Below are 19,879 nucleotides of genomic sequence, written 5' to 3' on the forward strand. Positions count from 1 at the left end.
AATACTTTTCATTTTTCATTCTTCACACTTCACTTATTGCTATCTTTGTACTCTTAAAAATGGTGGTTGTAGCTCAGTTGGTTAGAGCGCCGGATTGTGGTTCCGGAGGTCGCGGGTTCGAGCCCCGTCTTTCACCCTTCTCAAAAAGACCCTGATTCCATCAGGGTCTTTTTTGTTTACCCCCTTGTTCAGATTTCGACGCTATACGTTTTTTGATAACCAGTTTCTTAAATAGGTCGGTCATTCTAGCATTTCAAATCGACAATGCTTTTATCAACCTAAATGATGTCTAAGAAGTCCTAAGATTTGCCAAGTAGCTCTACTTTGTTCAAACTTTATTCGAAAAAGTTAAACAAAGAAAAATCTATGGTAGTTTATAGAGTGTTATTTGTAGCGAACAGGAATTCATGAGTACGTACTCAATTAGAGATTTAGAGCAGCTTTCTGGTATCAAAGCTCACACGTTACGGATCTGGGAACAACGATATGCTATTCTCACGCCCGAACGGACAGATACTAATATCCGTACATACGGAGACGATGATCTTAAGCGGGTACTGAATATTTCATTGTTAAAAGATCATGGTTACAAAATTTCGGAAATCGCGAAATTAGCGTCTGAAGAACTGAATAGCGAGGTAATTAAGATTTCAGATAAACAGCTTAATTACCCTGATCAGATTCACTCACTAACCATTTCCATGCTCGATATGAGTGAGGAACGTTTCGAGAAAATCATCAGCGCCAACATTCTCCAGTTTGGATTCGAGAATACTATAATTCACATTGTTTATCCGTTTTTGAGTCGCATAGGCACTCTCTGGGTAACGGGTTCTATCGGCCCGGCGCAGGAGCATTTCATAACAAACCTAATCAGGCAAAAAATTATTGCAGCCATAGATGGACAGGTAAGTAAGCCGTATGCGAATGGCAAAAAATATATGCTGTTTTTGCCAGAGGGTGAGTTTCACGAAATCAATCTTTTATTTGCCAACTATATAATTCGCTCTCGTGCTAACAAGGTCATTTACTTAGGGCAGAGCCTGCCTTTCAGTGAATTGATGTTTGCTTATAAGCTTCACCAGCCCGATTATATTTTTACGGTGCTAACGTCCGTTCCCGCCAATCACGAAGTTCAGCCTTTTGTCAATCGACTGGCCAATACATTTCCTACTACTCAGGTTATTTTGACTGGTTATCAAGTTGTTGGTCAGGATATTGACAGTCCTGACAACACGATTATCATCAACCAAATCAACGAGTTGATACGAATCGCCAGCAACTGATTTATCTGGATAAGTTGGAGTCGAAAAAGAATACGATCCACGTTCAACCACTGATTCCACATACCCTTAAGCCTTTGTTTGCTTACTCTAATTTCTGGGCAAACGACAACGCTCTCCGTTCGGCATAGGTGTGTGCATCACGAGCTATCTGAAAGCCAACATGGCCACCGGTTCGAGGTGTTTCCAGAAAGATAGTTGGATGGGCTTTGGCCAGCCAGTCTGGTGAACATTCGGGCGATAGAAGCGGGTCGTTCTGAGCATTAAGCAGCAAGGTCGGCACCATAATCCCCGGCATAAAATTGACCGCTGATGCCTGTGTATAAAAGTCGTATGCATCCCGATAATCATTGACTGGCGCAGAAAAAAACTCGTCAAAGTCCCGCCATTGTTTTACTTGCTGCAACTTACTCATGTCTAGCCTACCCGGAAATCGGTCTGCTTTCTGGCTTAGTTTAACAATTAATTTTTTCATAAACCGATTTCGATAAAACCGGTTCGATGGCCAATCGAGCAGCCCCGCGCTGGCACCTAAATCTGTTGGAGCTGAGATCGCGATACCACTTTTTATAACAGCAGGAAGTTGGCTCCCGTGAACCCCAAGATATTTCAGCGTAATATTGCCACCCATGCTATAACCAACCAGCACAACCTCCTCGTATTGTTTTGTGTGCAGTGCATGCGTAATTACTTCGCCTAAATCGCCAATTTCACCGTGGTTATAAAGCCGAAACGCCCTATTCATCTCGCCACTACAAGATCGACAGTTCCAGGCCAGTACGTCATACTGATGTTGAGCAAACAGTTTAGCAGTACCACGAATGTATTGCCGGTTGCTATCTCCTTCCAGCCCGTGTGTCAATATGACCAAGCGGTTTCGTCCACCGTCAATCCAGTCTAAATCGACAAAATCACCATCGGTTAACGTCAGGCGTTCGCGTTCATAGGTAACTCCCGTTACTGTACGTATTAAGCCGGGAAGGATAGTTTGTAGATGACCGTTATATTGGTAGGCCGGTGGACCGGAATAAGTAGAATGAATGAGCGGCATATTAACCAAATAACGGATACTTTTACGGCCTTGTTCAAGAACATATTAACTCTATGCAGTTCGCTAAATACATTTCTGTCGTTATTACTAGTACACTTAAGTTCGTAGGTGGCCCATTAACGGGTGCTGCTCTCGGCCTGCAATGGTTCGAAACGGCGGTTTGTACCATGCTGGGTATGATGATCAGCGTAGTAGCAATTACTTATGCTGGAGCGGCTCTTCAAGCCTTATTACATCGGTATCGTAAAGAGCCGCCCAAACTATTTACAAAACGAACTCGCTTTGCAATTCGCATCTGGAATCGCTTTGGCCTGGCTGGTATTGCTTTTCTAACTCCCTTAATTTTAACCCCTATCGGAGGGACAATCCTTGCCGTATCATTTGGGGTTAGACGGGGACAATTGCTCCTCTACATGCTTATTAGTGCTGTTTTATGGGCAATTGTTCAGACACTGGCTTTCTACCAGATTCCGGGATTGAAAGGATTATTGGGCTAAGTAGCTGTTTGCCTCGTTTACTGTTACCGACTCACCGACTGCGATACGGATGAAGTCGTTTTTTTACGAAAGTCGCCCTGCGAAAAATACTTTTCAATCAGGCAGTACATCAGGATGAAAAAATAACGGCTACCCATTTCCTTAATCTTCAGTTTCGATTCGCCGTATTTACGATTCGTCCAACTGTTTGGCACAACGGCGAAGGAATAACCGCGCACAATCGCTTTCAACGGCAGTTCAACTGTTAGGTTGAAATGGGGCGCGAGGAAGGGTTTAATCCCCTCAATAGTCTCACGTTTGTAAAGTTTGAAAGCGTTTGTTGTATCGTTGTACTTAATGCCCATCACTATCCGCACAATGAAGTTGGCAATCCGGTTAATGATTTTTTTCAGGGGTGGGTAATCGACAACTTTCCCCCCTTTTTCCCAGCGAGAACCGAAAACGGCATCTACGTCTGAGTCAAGCATTTTATTATAAAATCGAACCAAATCCTCTGGATCATCGGAGAGATCGGCCATGAATACGGCTACGCAATCGCCCGAAAACCGCTCCAGACCGTACCGTACAGCATAGCCGAATCCATTTGGACCCGGATTTGTATAATACACCAACGTCGGAATTTCGGTAGCCGCTAACCGCTCCAACACGTTCAATGTACCATCTTTCGAATTGTCGTTTGTAACGCAAATCTCGTGAGGGATACCGTGTTTTGCCAGAGTTTGGTATAGTAACCGAAGTGTTGGAGGTAACGATTCTTCCTCATTATAGGCAGGTATGACAACGCTTAATTTCATCAGCAAGAGTAAAAGTAACCTTTGTCAAAATTAGTTTTTCGGTTTCCAATGCGCGGCTACATCAGGAACAGCCTGACGAATACGATCCAGCAAGTCTGGCGATAAAGGTCCCAGCTCTTCGGCTTGGCGGTTGGCTAAAACTTGCCGTTCGTTACGCATTCCGGGAATAACAACACCAACAGACTCATTAGATAAGCTAAATCGTAAGGCAGAAATTGCTATTCCGCCCGGCTGTTCATCCAAAAAAGCCAGTTTACGCGTAGATTCTAAAAGCCAGTCCCGATCGCGGTCGGGTAAGTAATGCCGATATTGATCTTGCGGAAATTCGGGATTTTGTGTTAAATAGGTTGAATTCAAAAAACCGGATGCCAATGGCACCCTACCTATAAACAAATACTGGTCGGCGTTGGGGGCCGTAAAGAGTAAATCTTCTGCCCGGCGGTCGAGCGCGTTATAAATCACTTCCAGCGTACTGCCAAAACCAGCTTCCATAACTCGTTTAGCCCCATATACACTTCGGGAGCTAACACCGTAGGAACGGATCTTACCCGCTTGTTTCAGGTCTTCAAAAGGTGTAGAATCGTAGTTCGACCAGTCGAACGAATCAGGTGGGCTATGCAACAGAAGTATATCGAGCGTATCGAGATCAAGCCGACGTAGACTTCCCTCAACGGCTTCTGTCAAATAAGTTGCACTATAATCCTGTACAGATTGACCATCTGGCAGTTGACGATTACCGAATTTTGTACAAACGATCTTAGTTGATGTCGGTTTTTGCGCAAACGCTTCCTGCAGAATAGTTTCCGATTGACCTCGTCCATAGCTATCCGCAGTATCGAAGAAGTTAATTCCTTGATCTAGTGCCACATGCACAGCATGGATAGCGTCCGCTCTGTTCACCTCGCCCCAGCCCGTTGGGTTTCCGTTTACGACATTGGGACCGCCAAATTGCCAGGTTCCAAAGCCCAGGCGAGATGTCAGTTGCTCTTTAATGGTTACACTCATAAGTAATAGAACAGTCTGGCATTTCATAATTAGTCAACAAAAGTCTAATTATGAAATGCCAGACTGTCTTTTTGCGGAATAAGCCGTGCCCGTTGTACTAGTGATTAATTGAGCACAGGGTATCTCGTTCCAGAGGTATGACTAATAAACGGCATCAGCCGCAGGTGTAATAATAATCTTGCCTTTAATAAGGCTACGCTGGCCTGGAAATTCGGCAAAGAACGCGTTACGGCCGTGCAAAACACGATCATCGTGGAAGAAAACGGCTTCACCTTTTTGTAATTGAACGGGCAAAATGACACCAGCATTCATGATCCGTGTTTCCAGATATTGATGAAAACGCTCACATAGGTCAAGCACTTCCGACGAATTTTCCTCCCGCGACAGGCAGAAGTAATTCCAGTTAGCTAAGTAGCCTTCACCATCTTTATCGATAATTTTCCGCACTTTACGACCACCACCTTTGGCATGGACTACATCAGTAGCCATCAACTCGGTTAGTAATTCTTCTTCGCCATCCAGTTTCATGCACTCAACCAGATCGGGTAGATCGAAGTAAGTCGTTGCTCCGCCAAGTTTAGCTCTGGAAGCGCAATAAAAGAAGTTAACAGCTTCTTCTCCACCCAATTCTACATACGAGTCATCGGTATGAAGTGGTTGGCGTGTGTTGCTCGAGCGGTAGCGATCTGGAATCTGCGGATCGTACGTAATGTCGATCCAGCGGTTACCCGTTTGCTGGCCTGTTGCAATATCTTCATCGGCAGCATGAATACGGCCAATCGTTTCAGATAGTTTGCTGTAAAAATCGTGTACCGGCAAATCTTCACGGTAACCGGACAGATAAACCAGTTTATTGTTCTGAACGGCTTCTTTTACGTTCTGAATCGTTTCTTCCGGCGTAGTGTAGACAACTTGCTGAAAAAAATTCATAGCCTTTGTAGTTTCAGTGTTTGGTTCACAAATTAGGGAAAGTCAGGCAGTTAGCCAAAAATGGCCGGACTGTCTACTTAATTATTTAGAATACGGTGCAGGCTTATAGCCAGCGTTCCGTAAGCACGCTGTAGAACAGGTGGTGTTAAATGGTCATAGACCACAGATTTCAAATCGGTCCAGTTTGGCTTTGCCAGTGAATAATACTGACTCACCAGCCGTAGCTTCGCCAGATATGACGTACGAAATTGGCGGCTATTCATCATCATCCGATAGTACCGGGCTATATTTCTTTTCAGTATTCCATCATACTGATAGTCCAGTTCGCGGTTGATGTTGCTGTACATATCAATTCGGTTCTTCAGAAAAACAGCATCGTCGTAGCGGTCAGAGAAACTGGTTCCGTTACTATTTTTCCGGTATACCGACATAACATCAGGTATATACCCAATATTACCCATCTTAGCCTTTAGAATCAGCCGTGGAATATCTCCACTAACGGATTCTCGAAACCAGCTTGGATACTCCTTGATTGAGTTCCGATACATGGTACTAGACGTTGCCATAAACCAGATTTCCTCTTCCCCAATTAAATCCTCTACGGTGTAGAAGGCCTTCATATCTGGTCCGTTGAGTACGTGCGAGGGGCTTCCATCCTCGTATGTAATCAGAGCGTTATGAAACGCCATCGAATAATCGGGGTGAGCATCCAACAGATCAACTTGCTTCTGTAACTTACTTACATCAGTCAAATAGTCGTCGCCGTCAATTAAGGCATAATATTCCCCTTCGGCCCGCTTCAGCGTTTCCAGAAAGTTAATACCGCCATTTTTGCCCATGTTATGCGGGTGCAATACACCTTTCACTAAACCGGGATGCTGGCGTTCATATTCCTGAATAATTTCCCGTGTACCATCGCTCGAAAAATCATCACCGACTAGTATTTCAAACGGAAATGTAGTCTGCTGGGCCAGGACACTATCAATGGCCTGACGGATGAATTTATGCTGATTGTAGGTAATAATCAGGACACTGACTTTTGGCATAATAAAAAAGTTTTCGATTCACGATTATTGGCGGACAACAGTAGTGCTGTACTTAACCGTAAAACCGTAAACTAAAGCCTAAACAACAACCTCAGGTGTGGCGTTTTTAGGCGCTTGAATTTGAGCTTTCCAACCCTGAGGTTCGTCCTTGTCGGCTGGTTTTGCCCAAGGATCATAAAATGGCAGAATTGCCACCCAACGTCCGGCAGGATCATCCCAACTAAAACGGTCTGCAAAACTTGATGGACTAACCCAGTGCGGCAAATCATACCGGAACAGGATCAGGTCACCCATATCCTGGAAACCTTCTGTTTCAACAATATGGTCGTTAATGACGTAGCCCGTACCGCCCGAACTGTAATCTTTCCCGTATTGATTTAAAGCCAGAATCGTGCCTACTTTCTGCGGATTAAGCGGGTGCCAGTGCCGACCAAAAAAACTTCCTCCCAATGGGTAATGCGTAACCTGCGGATGGAAATAAGGCTGCCCTTTACGGATACCATATTCTTCATTATTACCGGTCAGATTATTCCAGAATTGACGCATTGGTGTGAAAACGCCCAACAAGGTTTGCTTCATCGACTCGTCGAGATCCAAAAGAGCATCGAACGTATGGTCGTGAAATAACTGCGGTGCCTGCTGAATCTTAGCAATATGCAATCGCTGCTTATGTTGGTTATTGTCGAATGGATCGGGACCTTCGGCCAGCGGAGTCGACTCCGCCCAAGTATGGGTCGCGTCGATAACGCTGCGAAGAGTAGCTTCCGGAAGGCCCGTTTTAATGATGACGATATTTGGTTCATTAACCAGGCGCATCACTTCTTCGTAAGGAATCTCAGGAACGATTTGCCCGTTCTTAAATTCAGCCTCAACTTTTATCAGGTATTTTGCAACTTCTTTCATAATAGAAAACTTGTAAATGAGCGATCCTTTCGCTGCCGTTCTTACTTGTTTTAAATTGTGTTACAAAGTAGGCGGGTATCTGAAGAAAATACAAATCTCCAGGGGGTGATTTTAATCAGTCGATGGGCTGACTTGCGTAGCCAAAACCCGATGCGCCAAAGCCGTTTCCGTTATAAAACATAATCCACTGATCCTGATTTTGGAAAATATGGCAATAATCCATCATCATTGAATCCCAGCCATCCGCCGATCGTTCAATACCCGCTAATTCGTCTTTCCGCTCCCAATCGATGCCGTCTTTCGACTCAGCATACCCGATCCGGTAACTGCGCTGAACGTCGGTGCGGTAGTTCGTTGCGTTACGGAAGGAAAAATACATTTTGTACAAATCCCCTTCTTTATAAACTGTTGGTCGGCCAATTGCATCCGTAAATTGGTCGTAGCCTACGCAAACATGGCCCGTACGTTCCCAGCTAATACCATCTTTCGATTCGGCATACTTAACGTCGTAAAAAGGCTCCGGGTGGCCATTGATAACCTCAATTTTGGTACAGGACAAATACCACATTCGCCACCGGATAGATCCATCTGCCTGCTCCTCCCGCATAACACACGGTTGCGCCACCCAGACTTGATCGTATATAGACCGGTCCATTAATGGCCCTGTGTACTTACGCTCAAAGGTTAATCCACCATCACGACTGATCGCTAAACCGATCGCCAGCCGATAGCTAGCTGTTTCGCTTTTGTTCCAACCCGTATAGTATAACCAGATCTCGTCACCTACAGGTAAAAACCAGGAGGGCATAGTTCCTGTTTCATCGAACGTTCCAACTTCACCTTTGCTCAGACAGGGCTTGTCGTGAACATAAGTTACTTCCGAAAGATTATTAGGATTCAACTCAACGAACGAAACAGCCGAAGCAACGTTTTCATCACGGGTAGAAAAATAGACCCGCAATTTATCATTCATAGGATAGCCAAACGGAACTTGCGCATGCGTGCGGCTAAACGGTTGTGAACCATCGGGTTTATAAATCAGTCCTTTTTTTTGCCAGGTCATTAAGTTCAGGTCTTATACTCTATATTAATCTGCCGTGGATATACCCACAGCAGATAGACATTAAATGGTTGGAGACAACCGGGCAACCATACTCGTATGAATCTGTGACATCGTTTCTTTGAGATCAAATGTCCAGTCCCAGCCAGGGTAATGCTGTTTGAATTTGGTCAGATCAGAAATATACCAAATATGGTCGCCACTACGGTTCGTTTCCGAATATTGGTAGTTCATTTTATTACCCGAAATGGTCTCACAGAGAGCCATTGCTTCGAGCATTGAGCAGTTAGCATAACGGCCACCGCCCGCATTATATACTTCGCCCGGTCGGGGGTTTTGGTAGAAATGCCAGAACATATTCACCAAATCCCAGCTATGAATATTGTCGCGTACTTGCTTGCCTTTATAACCGAAAATAGTGTACTGATTGCCTGTAATAGCACATTTCATCAAGTACGATAGAAATCCGTGCAATTGTGCGCCCGAGTGATTTGGACCCGTTAGGCAACCACCCCGAAACACGCCCGTATTCATGCCAAAGTAGCGACCGTACTCCTGCACCATAATATCAGCCGCTACTTTCGAAGCGCCAAAAACCGAGTGCTTGGTATGATCGATACTCATGTGCTCGTCGATACCATTCTTAAAATAGGGATGGTTCTCGTCGATTTCCCAACGCGTTTCGGTTTCTATAAGCGGCAGAAAATTAGGATTGTCGCCATACACCTTGTTGGTTGAGGTGAAAATGAATACGGCCTTGGGGCAATGCAGGCGGGTCATTTCCAGCATGTTGAGTGTACCAACCGCATTAACACCAAAATCGGTGAACGGCTCGCGGGCAGCCCAGTCATGGCTCGGTTGAGCAGCTGTATGTAGCACCAGTTTGATATCGGAGCCAAATTCTCCAAAAATTGTTTCCAATTGCGCTACTTCCCGAATATCGGCTGGCCGATGCTGATAATTAGTATAGGCTTCCGATAGGCGATTTCGGTTCCATTCAGTCGAACCATCGGCTCCGAAGAAGTACTGCCGCATGTTGTTGTCTATGCCGACAACCAGATCAAATTTGTCAGCAAAGAAGGCAACAGCTTCACTACCTATCAAGCCAGCAGAACCCGTAATTAATGCAATTTTCATATCGTCTACAACGTCTAGTGCAGTTTTTTTATCCGAATAGTACTATTTTTAAATAAGTTTAATGAGCAAAGTAACACAAAAATTTAGAATTTAAAGTTCTCTATTCTACAAACAAACGATGATTCCTAGTAAGCGGTCAGGCAAAATAAAAGCGATGAATCAGCGTCTATACGCCAATCCATCGCTGTCGTTATTTACATCAATTAATTTTACGCCCCCTGCCCGGATGTACCAGCACCAAATAATTTTTCGCGGATTTTTTGAGTCCGTGTGTCCAAATCTGGATTCGGGGTGTATTTGTATTTCGTTTGTACAGCCGCCGAGTCTCTGCCAGATCCATACACTTCTGGATCGCCCGCCCGGTAGTCTGCCCGGTAGTCGTCGACCCGGTAGTCATTCTGGCGGATTGAGTTATATTTCTGATAGTCGCAGGACGCCAGCGATAACACCGCTACAGCCAACAAACCTATGCTTAGTACGCGTTTCATAGCCACTTGATTACGAATTGATTCGGCAAAAATAGGTTAGACCCAGTAGGTTTCCAAACAGGAAGGCCCACTTCTTATAAGGCAATATTCTTCAATTTCTCAATCTCCTCCCAAACAAAGCCCATTAACTCGCGAATATGATCGTGAGAAAAGTCAAAAGGAACATTGGCAGCGGCATAAATTTCACGAATCGGGGCTTTATAGCCTAGACTCAAGGCCTTTTTATAACCAGCTAAGCCTGCTTCCGGGTCGCGCCGGTAGTTACGCCAGACACCAATAGCGCCCAACTGAGCAATACCGTACTCAATATAATAGAACGGTACTTCATAAAGGTGTAACTGCCGTTGCCACAAATACTCCTGGTAGAAGGCAAATCCGTCCCAGTTAGTAACCGTATCAGCAAACTGATTGTAAATCCGAAGCCAATTCTCACGTCGATCAGCGTCCGTATGCGTTGGATTCTCATAAATCCAGTGCTGAAATTTGTCAATGGTGGCTACCCAGGGAAGCGTTTCGATAATGGATTCCAGGTGCTGAAGTTTAGCCCGACGCAATTCATCTGGATTGTCAAAAAACACATCCCAGTGGTCCATCGACAGCAATTCCATGCTCATCGACGCTAGTTCAGCTACTTCCATCGGCGGGTTGCGGAAAGCCTTTAGCGACAAATCACGCGTCAAAAATGAATGCACAGCATGACCACCTTCGTGTACCATCGTAACCAGATCGCGTAGACTTGACGTAGCGTTCATAAATATAAACGGTACCCCAATTTCTTCGAGCGGATAATTATAGCCCCCCGGTGCTTTACCCTTGCGAGACTCCAGATCGAGGTGGCCCATTGCCCGCATTATGCGCAGGTCGTCGCCCAATTCCCGATCAAGCCGGTCGAAGCAAGTAATCGTCTTTTCCAGAAGTTCACTGCCTGTCGAGAAGGGTTTCAATGGTGGACGTCCTTCCACATCGACTTTTGCATCCCAGGGGCGTAATGGCTCAACCACTAACTTCTGTTTGCGCTCTTCAGCGAGTTTATTGACGAGCGGCACGACAGCCTCAGCTACCGATTCATGAAAATTGAAACAATCTTCTGGTGTATAGTCGAAGCGGCCCAGGGCAGCAAATGAATAATCCCTGAAGTTGGCAAAGCCTGCATTAACCGCAATTTGATGCCGTAAATTGCGTAATCGGTCGAACAGTTTATCAAGGGTTTCATGGTCTGTGTAACGCCGTTCCCAGATTTTGCGCCAAGCCTCTTCACGCACAGCCCGGTCTGTCGATTGGAGTCGGTCGCTGGCTTCGGGCAAGGTCATTTCGCGACCATCAATTTGCACAGTCATCGCTCCGACGATAGCCCCATACTTGCGTTCCTCGGTCTGAAGTTCGGTTTGAAGCGGAATATTTTCGTCTCTGAAAATTTCGATGGCTTTTTTCATGCCCCGCACCATTATATCGTACCCATCGTCGGTTAACTGACTCAGAAATGGGCTATTAACGGCTATTAAATCCAGTTCGTTACCGTAGGCGGTCATGGGCGGTTGAATCTCCGCAATGAAGAAATTTAGTTGACTCACCAGTTCTTCATTAGCCGTGTCGCAGGTCATGCGAATATAGCGCCACGCAAAATTTTCGGACAAGTAAGACTCCAGCTCGCTCCGATCAATCAACCATTGTTTGAGTTCATCGGCATTGTCAATGGAACGGTCCAGCAATTCCTCATAAAACGGCTTTAGGTCGTCCCAACTGTTCAATTCAATTGTCTCACCAATAAATGAGCGGGTTGGCCGGGCAGGAAGATTCAAGGTTGTATTTTCAGTCATAAGTAACACAGACTAAAGTCTGTTTTTTTCAGAGTACAGACTAAAGCCTGTGTTCTATTAAGCAATTCTAAAACTTTTTTGTTCACAAATTTGCATCTACGAAATCGTTCGTATATGTTTGCTACGAAACTATTCGTAGATAGATTATGAAGCCAACCGACTCCGAACTGGAAATCCTGCATGTACTCTGGTCCAACGGCCCCAGTACGGTACGGCAAGTGCATGAGAAGTTGAGCCAAAGCCGCGATATTGGCTATACAACGGCACTAAAGTTAATGCAGATTATGCACGAAAAAGGGTTTGTGTCCCGCGAGGAAGATGCTCGCTCGCACACCTACACGGCACTTGTTAGTGAAGAAGCTACCCAACGAAACTTGGTTGACCGCTTTGTCGAAACGGCTTTTCGGGGTTCGGCCTCGAAATTAGTAATGCAGGTGTTGGGTCAGCACAAAGCATCGCGCGAAGAGTTAAACGAAATCAAAAACTTATTAAATCAAATCAATTCATCCGATGAATCTAATTGATTTTCTCAATAGCCCGGTTGCCAATGCACTGGGCTGGACATTGCTCCACGCCGTTTGGCAGGGGTTCGCGCTTGTGCTACCGATAGCTGTGGTGCTACACGCTTTACGTAGCCGGTCAAGTTCGCTGCGTTACCGGGTAGGTACGCTAACGCTGCTCACCCAGTTGCTAGTTTCTGCTGCAACGTTCTTATGGTACTATAAACCCCTGATTAACACCACTGGCGCAAAGTCACTTGCTGTACAAACGTTGCCGATTCGCTGGCAGACCGTGGTTCGAACGCTACCCTGGCATCAACAGATGCAACAGTTTTTGGAAAACCACCTAAGCCAGTTTGTATTGATTTACTTAATTGGTGTAGCGCTGTTTGGACTGCGACTGGCAGGCGGCTGGATTTATTTACAACGCCTAACAAAAACAGCCACGAAACCCGCTGCTACCAGCTGGATGCAACTTACGGATCGCCTTCGATTGGTGCTGGCTATTCGGAGCGTAGTTCAGGTACGGGAGTCAGCCCGTATTGCGGTCCCAATGGTAGTGGGTGTACTAAAACCCGTTCTACTTCTTCCGATAGGTTTAATTACGAACTTAACAACACGCGAGATAGAAGCCGTTTTAGCGCATGAATTAGCTCATATCAAACGCCATGATTACGCAGTCAATCTACTGCAATCGGTGGTAGAAGTGCTATATTTCTTCCATCCGGCTTTGTGGTGGCTCTCGGCACGAGTACGTGAAGAACGCGAACATTGCTGCGACGACCTTGCCGTGCAAGCTTGTGGGGGCGACGGACGCATTCTGGCGCAAGCACTGGCCCGGGTAGAAGAGTTACGACTGATACAGGAAGATTCAGCCCCTGCGCTGGCCATGGCCTTCGCATCTAAACGACAACATCTATTGCATCGGGTTCGGAGAATGTTAGGTGTTCCAACCCGACCTTTTGTTTCAAATGGTAGTTTGGCAGGATTGACGCTGGCTACGATACTACTGATGAGCATGTCCGTATATGCTGTACAAAAGCAGGATACGCCCAAACCTCGGATTAGTCAACCACACCCAAAGTCAACCCGTACCCATAAAATCGACAGCAACTCGGAATATGGGATGGTAAACAACCAAAAAGTCAGCTATATCATCTGGAAGGGACAAAAATTACCCGCTACCCGCGTAGCTAAGTTGCAGCGTCAGCTTAATCAGGTAATGGCTGGGCAACTCTCGCTCGACAACGTTCCGCAGGCTGACCGGGATATTCTATTGACCATTATTGAGAAAAACAATTCGTTTAATGAGGGAATGGGCGCACTTACCAATGGTTTATCTCACATTGACTATGATAACATCGTGGCGTCGTCCCTAAAAAACATTCCTCTTAGTCCGGATGGTACGGTAGAAGGATTAGTTAAAGTTAATTATGATAGCATTATTCGGAATGCGTTTGCTTCAATACAAACTCCTCAGTTCGATACCGATTCAACTGTCCAACCAGATATGGGAGACGTTATCCGTCGTCAGGACAGCCTGCTTGATCTGCGCGAGCTTAATAAAGGGAAAATAGCTCTACTTAAGGCACAGGCCCAATCGCAGCAATTTGCTGTCGAGGCCGTTGAACGGAAGATTGAGCAACTCGAACGTCAGAAGTCCGTATTGGAGCAAAGGAGATTTTTTGAAACCACTACGCAACAGCAAACCATTCAGAAAAGTGGCTTTGCCCGTACTGACTCCAGCCGCGTGGCGCTAACGAAGCAGATAGAAGCAGGAGAATTAACCATTCAAAAAACAGAAACTGCGATTGACGCGCTGAACCACCAGCTTATTAATATGCAGTCTGAACTAGAAAAAGTAGCCAAGCCACTCCGTGAAACAGAAGCGCAACTTCAAAAAAGTTATTCTAACTGGCAGGCATTCTCAGTTCCCAGTACTGTGGGATTTCCAAGCGCCCCTAAGCTCAACCATTTAGATGTGCCTGCTATGCCAGCGCGTCCGCATACACCGCTAATGGCACCCAGGGCCTCACGCCCCAAAACCATCCCTACCCCAGTGCCTAAGCCAGCAATGGCACCGAAACCAGAATAAGAATTATAATACCAAACGTCCCGTATGGGTGAGAGCGTCAAACTACACGTACTCTCCTACACCCGGACGGGACGTTTGGTATTACATTAGTCTATTTCAATTACCACATCGCGCCCAACTGGGTGAGCGACGCAGGTGAGAACATAACCCGCTTTCAATTCAGATTCTGACAGACCATCTTCTTCGTCCAGTTTTACTTTTCCAGAAATACATTTGCCCATGCAAGCCGTACACATTCCCGCCTGACACGAATAAGGCAAGTCAATATCTAAGTCTAAAGCCGCTTCCAGAATAGTCTGATGCGGAGCCACGGCAAATTTGTATTCACTCCCTTCATACAGTACCGTTACTTCTGGCGAGCTACTGTCTGATGCCGTGAGCGGCTCCTCTACTACATCGCCAGCCGCAACGGGTGCGGTAGCGTAACTTTCCTTATGCACGCGCTCACTCGAAACCCCAACCAGCGACAAAGCTGAACGGGCTTCGGCTGTCATGCCATCGGGACCACAGAGATAAAAACTTGCGTTCTGTAAGTCGGCTTTTGGTAGCTGATCAAAAAGTTTTGTTAACATATGCTGATTCAAACGACCTTCGGCACCCGTCCAGCCAAAGGAGGGTTGACTCAAGATATGAGTTACCTGAAAACGCGAACGGCCATAGGCTTGCTCCATCGCATCTAAATGGGCTTTATAAATAATAGAGTCCTGATTACGGTTTCCGTAGATAAGCCAGATGTGGCTGTTTGGTTCAACGTGCAGGGCCGACTTAGCCATCGAAAACAGGGGTGTAATGCCACTACCTGCACCAATTAGCACAATAGTACGGCGGCTCTGTGGGTCGAGTTTTGGCACAAACGTACCCATTGGCTCCAGCGTTTCGAGGATGTCGCCAGACTTGATCCGCTCATAGAGATAATTGGAAGCAAGCCCACCCGGTACACGCTTTACCGACACTGATAACGACACATCGACATGGGGCGATGAGGCCATCGAGTAAGCCCGGCGTACTTTTTGGCCGTTGATATTGAGTAAGAATGTTAAAAATTGCCCAGGTTGATAGCGAATTTCTTCGCTGATTGGATGCCAGAAACTTATTGTCACAGCGTCGTTCGTTTCACGAACGACGTCTTTTACTTTCAAAAAATAACGATTTGCCATTACTATTCAGATTGACTTTTTTCGACGCAGAGTAAATGAGAAACAAGGAGATAATTATGATAACCCTTAATATTTTCTATTTTTTATCTGCTTTTACATAACGTTTTGCAAAGGTAAGGCGAACACCCGGAACTCATTCATCTTTATGAAAATCAACCAACCGCTCGGCAGGGGCCTTTAGAATTTGGCCCATTGTCAAACCAACCCGTTGTACAGCCTGACGCAGAGGTTGGGCAAAATAATAGGCAATTGACCCCACAAAATGAACCGGCCATTGGTCAGCTTCAGGAAAGCGTTTCACATAAGTAGTCAGGAATGAGTCAAACGCCGTTACCACCAACTCAACAACATGTGGATGTGTGATGTTTTCAGATAGAAACGGCGTAAACGAAGCAAAATAACGATTAGGAAATGGCTTCTGATACGCGTTTTCCAGCAGTGTCGGGCGATCCAGCGCATAACGAATCTGAAAGGCGTCGCGCAGGTCATTGGGTAGCCGTTCCTGAAAAAAGTCGCGGACCAGCGTTTTACCCAAGTAACCTCCGCTGCCTTCATCGCCAAGCCAGAACCCCAATGATTGAATACCTCGAATAAGGTGGTTGTTGCTATAACAGCAGGCATTTGCCCCCGTTCCGAGAATACAAACAATCCCCGACTCATGGCCCACGGCTGCTCTCGCGGCACCTAACATATCGCTGTTTACGTCAACAGTTTGCAAGTCTGGCAATACAATATACAAAGCATCAGCCACGAGATGATTTACGGTTGGACCTGTGCAGCCGGTTCCGTAAAAAAATACGTTCGTTACAGCCGCCTTGTGTAAATACGGTACTAGTTGCGTCTGTAACGTATTCACTATTTGTTGGGTGGTTTGATAATACGGATTGACGCCATCCGTTTGAATAGCAAGAACCTGACTATCGGATACAACAAGTCGCCAGTCGGTTTTTGTAGAGCCACTATCAGCAATGAGAAACATGAATTTCAGATTTAATCTGGCACCTGAGTAATTAGATCAACGTTCCTATCACCGAAAATCGCTTAAAAACGCTGTCGGCATGGGGTGCATCGATCAGTTCGGCGGTTAGATCTTGACCGGCCCAATGTTCATAATGCTTGCCGTTTCGCCAAAGCCGCGAAGCCGATAGATCATAAATCTGTCCGGCATAAGCGCACCAGATTTCGTCACGGTCCTGTCCGTTACGCAACGCCAATTGAGAACGGGTGTACGAAGGCAGTCGGGTTTCATTGGTTGGCATTAGTCATCCGGTAAGTCAATCGAAAAGAATTATTGAGCATCAATTTTGCGAGTGACAACAAAAATAACGTAACTTAGCCACTTCTGATTCTATTGCATTTGATTAACCATGAGAAAGACTCCTTTTACCGCTTTTCTTTCGCTTGTAATTCTTTTTGCTGCCCTGATGGGTTGTAGTGGCAGTAAGGTAGCTCCCGTTTCGGAGCGTATCGCCAAAGTCTGGACGGCCAGCAAAGTGGATGAAAATAAAGTAACTGTCTACACGAAAGGTGGAACAGCTAATGTTCGCAACTACGTCACGTTTAAACTTGACCTCAGTAAAGCGCCGACTGTTCAATACACTGAATTTGACGGTAATACATTTGTTGGTAAGTATTCTGTTCCATCTGATACTCGTCTTGTTTTGACTGACCTGACTCCCTCGCCAACTGGCGCGAATGGTACGATAGAGTTCACAATTAATTCAATAGATGACAACACATTGAGCCTTACGCGTACCTCGGCCAGCCAAAAAACGGGTAATACAACGAATGATTATTCGCTGACCAATCCATAAGATCTCAGTAAACCAATTCATACTAAAAGCCGTTCCGTATATCAATCGGAGCGGCTTTTTTATGACCACTGACTAGTTAACCGCATAGACAGCCCTATACAGGCACGATAACAAGTCGTGTTCATTAGGCCCACTGATGCGGTACATTCTTCATTATTATGACTGACCTTAATACTATCGGCGAAATTGGCCTAATTGAGCGCATTCGGCAAGCGACAGCCGCACCAACTCACGCTGAAACCGTACTTGGCATTGGCGATGATGCTGCTGTATTCGATTGGGGCGATGATTATGGCCTGCTCTCTACGGATATGCTTATAGAGGGCATTCATTTCGATTTAACGTATGTCCCTCTAAAACACCTTGGCTACAAAGCCGTAACCTTCGGCGTTTCTGACATTGCCGCTATGAACGGTTTACCGCTACAGCTGACTGTTAGCATCGGGTTAAGCAGTCGGTTTCCCGTTGAAGCCGTCGATGAATTATACGAAGGTATTCGAGCGGCCTGCGCAGCTTACAATGTCGATCTGGTGGGGGGTGACACAACGGCGTCGCGCTCGGGGCTGATTATTTCGGTATCGGTGCTGGGCAAAGTCCCAAAAGATCTGATTACCTATCGAAACACCGCTCAACCCAATGATGTTGTTTGTGTTACGGGCGATTTAGGCGCGGCTTACCTTGGTTTACAGTTGCTGGAACGCGAGAAACAAGTATTTCTGGCAGATCCAAATATGCAGCCTAATCTGGCCGAAGAACGGACTTATCTGGTACAACGTCAACTCCGGCCCGACGCCCGAACCGACATTGTTCATGAATTACGCGACCTAGGCGTGCGTCCGACAGCGATGATCGACATTTCGGACGGGTTGGCCTCTGAATTGCTTCATCTCTGCCACCAATCTGGTACGGGCGCGGTTATTTTCGACGAAAATCTACCTATTGATGACCAGACCCATTTAGCGGCTAGTGAGTTTAACATTAGTCCTATAACGGCGGCCCTAAACGGGGGCGAAGATTATGAACTTTTGTTCACCGTTCGCCCGCAAGAGTTCGAGAAATTAGCCAATAATGCCCGTATTACAGCCGTTGGCTACCTCACCGCCAATCCCGCGCAGATTGTATTATCCACCAAAGCCGGACAGCAGACGCCTATTCGCGCCCAAGGGTGGAGTGGTATGGAGGAATAAATTTATGTTAATTTGATTGCTCCAAAAGGGTTACTTTTTCCGTTGCGGTATACTCATAACAATGGAAAAAGTAACCCTTTTTTTCAACGTTTCGATAATCCCTTAGCCATAAGATGTAGGAATCTCTACATTTAGTCTCACCGTAATATTACTGCATTTCGTATTTATAAACCCACTCCGATACTGTTGCCATAGCACCAGAAACCATTGTGTCATCTTTGATATCCTTCGACAAAAGCACTAGTACATATTTCCGTCCGTCGGGTAGAAAAATAATACCTGAATCGTGCCGGACACCAGCTAGGGAGCCTGTTTTGTGCGCCACTTTTACTTCTTTTGGTAGTTTTGCGGGAATGGCGCTATTAAATTTCTGATCCAGCAACGTAGCAATCATGGCTTTTGAGGCTTCGGGGCTTACTACTTTTCCTTTGGCAATCTTATCGAAAATCAGCATCAGATCGTAGGCCGTCGTTGTATTGTTAATTCCTTGGGCAAAAGCCTTATTATCTTCTACCCCCCGCCGAACCTGAATGTCTTTCGCACCCAGATCGCGCATCGTTTGCGTCACATTCTGAGCACCTACCCGCTCGATCACCAGATTCGTGGCTAAGTTGCTGCTCACGATAATCATATCGTAAACTAAAGACGCCAGTGTTCGCTTCGTGCCAACCTCTTTGTAAATATTTGTGTCGCTATCTTCTATAGCACGCAGAGTATAGGCACTACCGTCGGCAAGGCTTTTAAACTCTGTTTTTATGATCATGGAATCCGTAAACGCGATTTTATGTTGAGCGACCTGCTTATACACTTCAATCATAACGGGCGTTTTCATCGTACTGGCCGCATGAAATACCTCCCGTTCTTGAATCAAGAGTTCCTTACCCGTAGCTAAATCCTTAAAGGCAACGGCAAAGACGCCGGTCTGTTTACTAAATTCACCTTCGACCTTTTGCCTTAGCTGTTCCAGGGTTAGCTTAGATTGGGCCATGGCCGACGGCCCTAAAGCCAAGACGCATAAAATCATCATGGCCGTAGCCAGCTTACTGTTTTTCAGACCCATTATATATGTATTTATTTCGTCAACTAACTCGGATTTCTGTTTATTGAAAAGCAGG

Annotated in this window: 20 protein-coding genes and 1 tRNA gene; 7 read left to right on the forward strand and 14 right to left on the reverse strand. The window is 45.8% G+C overall.

The features are described from left to right. Nucleotides 1-61: 61 nt before the first annotated feature. Nucleotides 62-137, forward strand: a tRNA-His gene (locus ACFS25_RS30485). 270 nt (nucleotides 138-407) lie between these two features. After that, on the forward strand, nucleotides 408-1,286 hold the full coding sequence (locus ACFS25_RS30490; protein ID WP_381508793.1) for a MerR family transcriptional regulator: 879 nt from the start codon (nucleotides 408-410) through the stop codon (nucleotides 1,284-1,286). Nucleotides 1,287-1,368: 82 nt separating this feature from the next. On the opposite strand, the gene ACFS25_RS30495 is transcribed toward ACFS25_RS30490, so the two are convergent. Next, nucleotides 1,369-2,334, reverse strand: a complete 966-nt coding sequence (locus ACFS25_RS30495; protein WP_381508795.1) for a YheT family hydrolase — start codon at nucleotides 2,332-2,334, stop codon at nucleotides 1,369-1,371. Nucleotides 2,335-2,387: 53 nt separating this feature from the next. On the opposite strand from ACFS25_RS30495, the gene ACFS25_RS30500 reads away from it, so the two are divergent. Continuing rightward, on the forward strand, nucleotides 2,388-2,831 hold the full coding sequence (locus ACFS25_RS30500) for a hypothetical protein (protein WP_381508797.1): 444 nt from the start codon (nucleotides 2,388-2,390) through the stop codon (nucleotides 2,829-2,831). A 23-nt stretch (nucleotides 2,832-2,854) separates the two neighbouring features. On the opposite strand, the gene ACFS25_RS30505 is transcribed toward ACFS25_RS30500, so the two are convergent. From ACFS25_RS30505 to ACFS25_RS30545, 9 genes are all read right to left on the reverse strand, one after another. Then, the gene (locus ACFS25_RS30505; RefSeq protein WP_381508799.1) at nucleotides 2,855-3,625 is read right to left on the reverse strand and encodes a glycosyltransferase family 2 protein; all 771 of its coding nucleotides are present in this window, start codon (nucleotides 3,623-3,625) and stop codon (nucleotides 2,855-2,857) included. Between the two features lie 30 nt (nucleotides 3,626-3,655). Further along, nucleotides 3,656-4,630 carry an aldo/keto reductase gene (locus tag ACFS25_RS30510; protein WP_381508801.1) on the reverse strand — a complete coding sequence of 325 codons (975 nt, stop codon included), beginning with the start codon at nucleotides 4,628-4,630 and terminating at the stop codon, nucleotides 3,656-3,658. Between the two features lie 141 nt (nucleotides 4,631-4,771). Beyond that, on the reverse strand, nucleotides 4,772-5,560 hold the full coding sequence (locus ACFS25_RS30515) for a TauD/TfdA family dioxygenase (RefSeq protein WP_381508803.1): 789 nt from the start codon (nucleotides 5,558-5,560) through the stop codon (nucleotides 4,772-4,774). 77 nt (nucleotides 5,561-5,637) lie between these two features. Next, nucleotides 5,638-6,606: a glycosyltransferase family 2 protein gene (locus ACFS25_RS30520; RefSeq protein WP_381508805.1), complete on the reverse strand. Its 969-nt coding sequence runs from the start codon at nucleotides 6,604-6,606 to the stop codon at nucleotides 5,638-5,640. 78 nt (nucleotides 6,607-6,684) lie between these two features. Continuing rightward, entirely contained in the window at nucleotides 6,685-7,509 is an 825-nt protein-coding gene (locus ACFS25_RS30525; protein ID WP_381508806.1) for a hypothetical protein, read from the reverse strand. Between the two features lie 115 nt (nucleotides 7,510-7,624). After that, on the reverse strand, nucleotides 7,625-8,572 hold the full coding sequence (locus tag ACFS25_RS30530; RefSeq protein ID WP_381508808.1) for a glycoside hydrolase family protein: 948 nt from the start codon (nucleotides 8,570-8,572) through the stop codon (nucleotides 7,625-7,627). Nucleotides 8,573-8,632: 60 nt separating this feature from the next. Then, entirely contained in the window at nucleotides 8,633-9,706 is a 1,074-nt protein-coding gene (locus ACFS25_RS30535) for an NAD-dependent epimerase/dehydratase family protein (RefSeq protein ID WP_381508809.1), read from the reverse strand. Nucleotides 9,707-9,915: 209 nt separating this feature from the next. Beyond that, nucleotides 9,916-10,194, reverse strand: coding sequence for a hypothetical protein (locus ACFS25_RS30540; protein ID WP_381508811.1), 279 nt, complete (start codon nucleotides 10,192-10,194; stop codon nucleotides 9,916-9,918). A 74-nt stretch (nucleotides 10,195-10,268) separates the two neighbouring features. After that, nucleotides 10,269-12,011, reverse strand: a complete 1,743-nt coding sequence (locus ACFS25_RS30545) for a M3 family oligoendopeptidase (protein ID WP_381508813.1) — start codon at nucleotides 12,009-12,011, stop codon at nucleotides 10,269-10,271. 146 nt (nucleotides 12,012-12,157) lie between these two features. Here ACFS25_RS30545 and ACFS25_RS30550 point away from each other — a divergent pair, with 146 nt between their 5' ends. Both ACFS25_RS30550 and ACFS25_RS30555 read left to right on the forward strand, forming a co-directional pair. Next, nucleotides 12,158-12,535, forward strand: a complete 378-nt coding sequence (locus ACFS25_RS30550; protein WP_381508814.1) for a BlaI/MecI/CopY family transcriptional regulator — start codon at nucleotides 12,158-12,160, stop codon at nucleotides 12,533-12,535. Beyond that, nucleotides 12,522-14,606: a M56 family metallopeptidase gene (locus ACFS25_RS30555; RefSeq protein ID WP_381508815.1), complete on the forward strand. Its 2,085-nt coding sequence runs from the start codon at nucleotides 12,522-12,524 to the stop codon at nucleotides 14,604-14,606. Before ACFS25_RS30550 ends, ACFS25_RS30555 begins: the two co-directional genes overlap by 14 nt. A gap of 86 nt (nucleotides 14,607-14,692) precedes the next feature. On the opposite strand, the gene ACFS25_RS30560 is transcribed toward ACFS25_RS30555, so the two are convergent. The 3 genes from ACFS25_RS30560 to ACFS25_RS30570 all read right to left on the reverse strand — a co-directional run bounded on the left by ACFS25_RS30560 (nucleotide 14,693) and on the right by ACFS25_RS30570 (nucleotide 17,022). Next, entirely contained in the window at nucleotides 14,693-15,763 is a 1,071-nt protein-coding gene (locus ACFS25_RS30560; RefSeq protein ID WP_381508817.1) for a 2Fe-2S iron-sulfur cluster-binding protein, read from the reverse strand. A 133-nt stretch (nucleotides 15,764-15,896) separates the two neighbouring features. Beyond that, on the reverse strand, nucleotides 15,897-16,742 hold the full coding sequence (locus ACFS25_RS30565) for an N-acetylglucosamine kinase (protein WP_381508819.1): 846 nt from the start codon (nucleotides 16,740-16,742) through the stop codon (nucleotides 15,897-15,899). Nucleotides 16,743-16,773: 31 nt separating this feature from the next. Beyond that, entirely contained in the window at nucleotides 16,774-17,022 is a 249-nt protein-coding gene (locus ACFS25_RS30570) for a cytochrome b5 domain-containing protein (protein WP_381508821.1), read from the reverse strand. A 108-nt stretch (nucleotides 17,023-17,130) separates the two neighbouring features. Between ACFS25_RS30570 and ACFS25_RS30575 the strand changes: the two genes are divergently transcribed. Both ACFS25_RS30575 and thiL read left to right on the forward strand, forming a co-directional pair. Next, complete coding sequence (locus ACFS25_RS30575) at nucleotides 17,131-17,577, forward strand: hypothetical protein (protein ID WP_381508823.1); 447 nt, start codon at nucleotides 17,131-17,133, stop codon at nucleotides 17,575-17,577. Between the two features lie 158 nt (nucleotides 17,578-17,735). Beyond that, nucleotides 17,736-18,764 carry a thiamine-phosphate kinase gene (gene thiL, locus ACFS25_RS30580; protein WP_381508825.1) on the forward strand — a complete coding sequence of 343 codons (1,029 nt, stop codon included), beginning with the start codon at nucleotides 17,736-17,738 and terminating at the stop codon, nucleotides 18,762-18,764. A 148-nt stretch (nucleotides 18,765-18,912) separates the two neighbouring features. On the opposite strand, the gene ACFS25_RS30585 is transcribed toward thiL, so the two are convergent. Then, nucleotides 18,913-19,824, reverse strand: coding sequence for a serine hydrolase (locus ACFS25_RS30585; protein ID WP_381508827.1), 912 nt, complete (start codon nucleotides 19,822-19,824; stop codon nucleotides 18,913-18,915). Nucleotides 19,825-19,879 lie beyond the last annotated feature (55 nt).

The organism is Spirosoma flavum, from assembly GCF_042686045.1.
In the GTDB taxonomy this organism is placed as follows: Bacteria; Bacteroidota; Bacteroidia; order Cytophagales; family Spirosomataceae; genus Spirosoma; species Spirosoma flavum.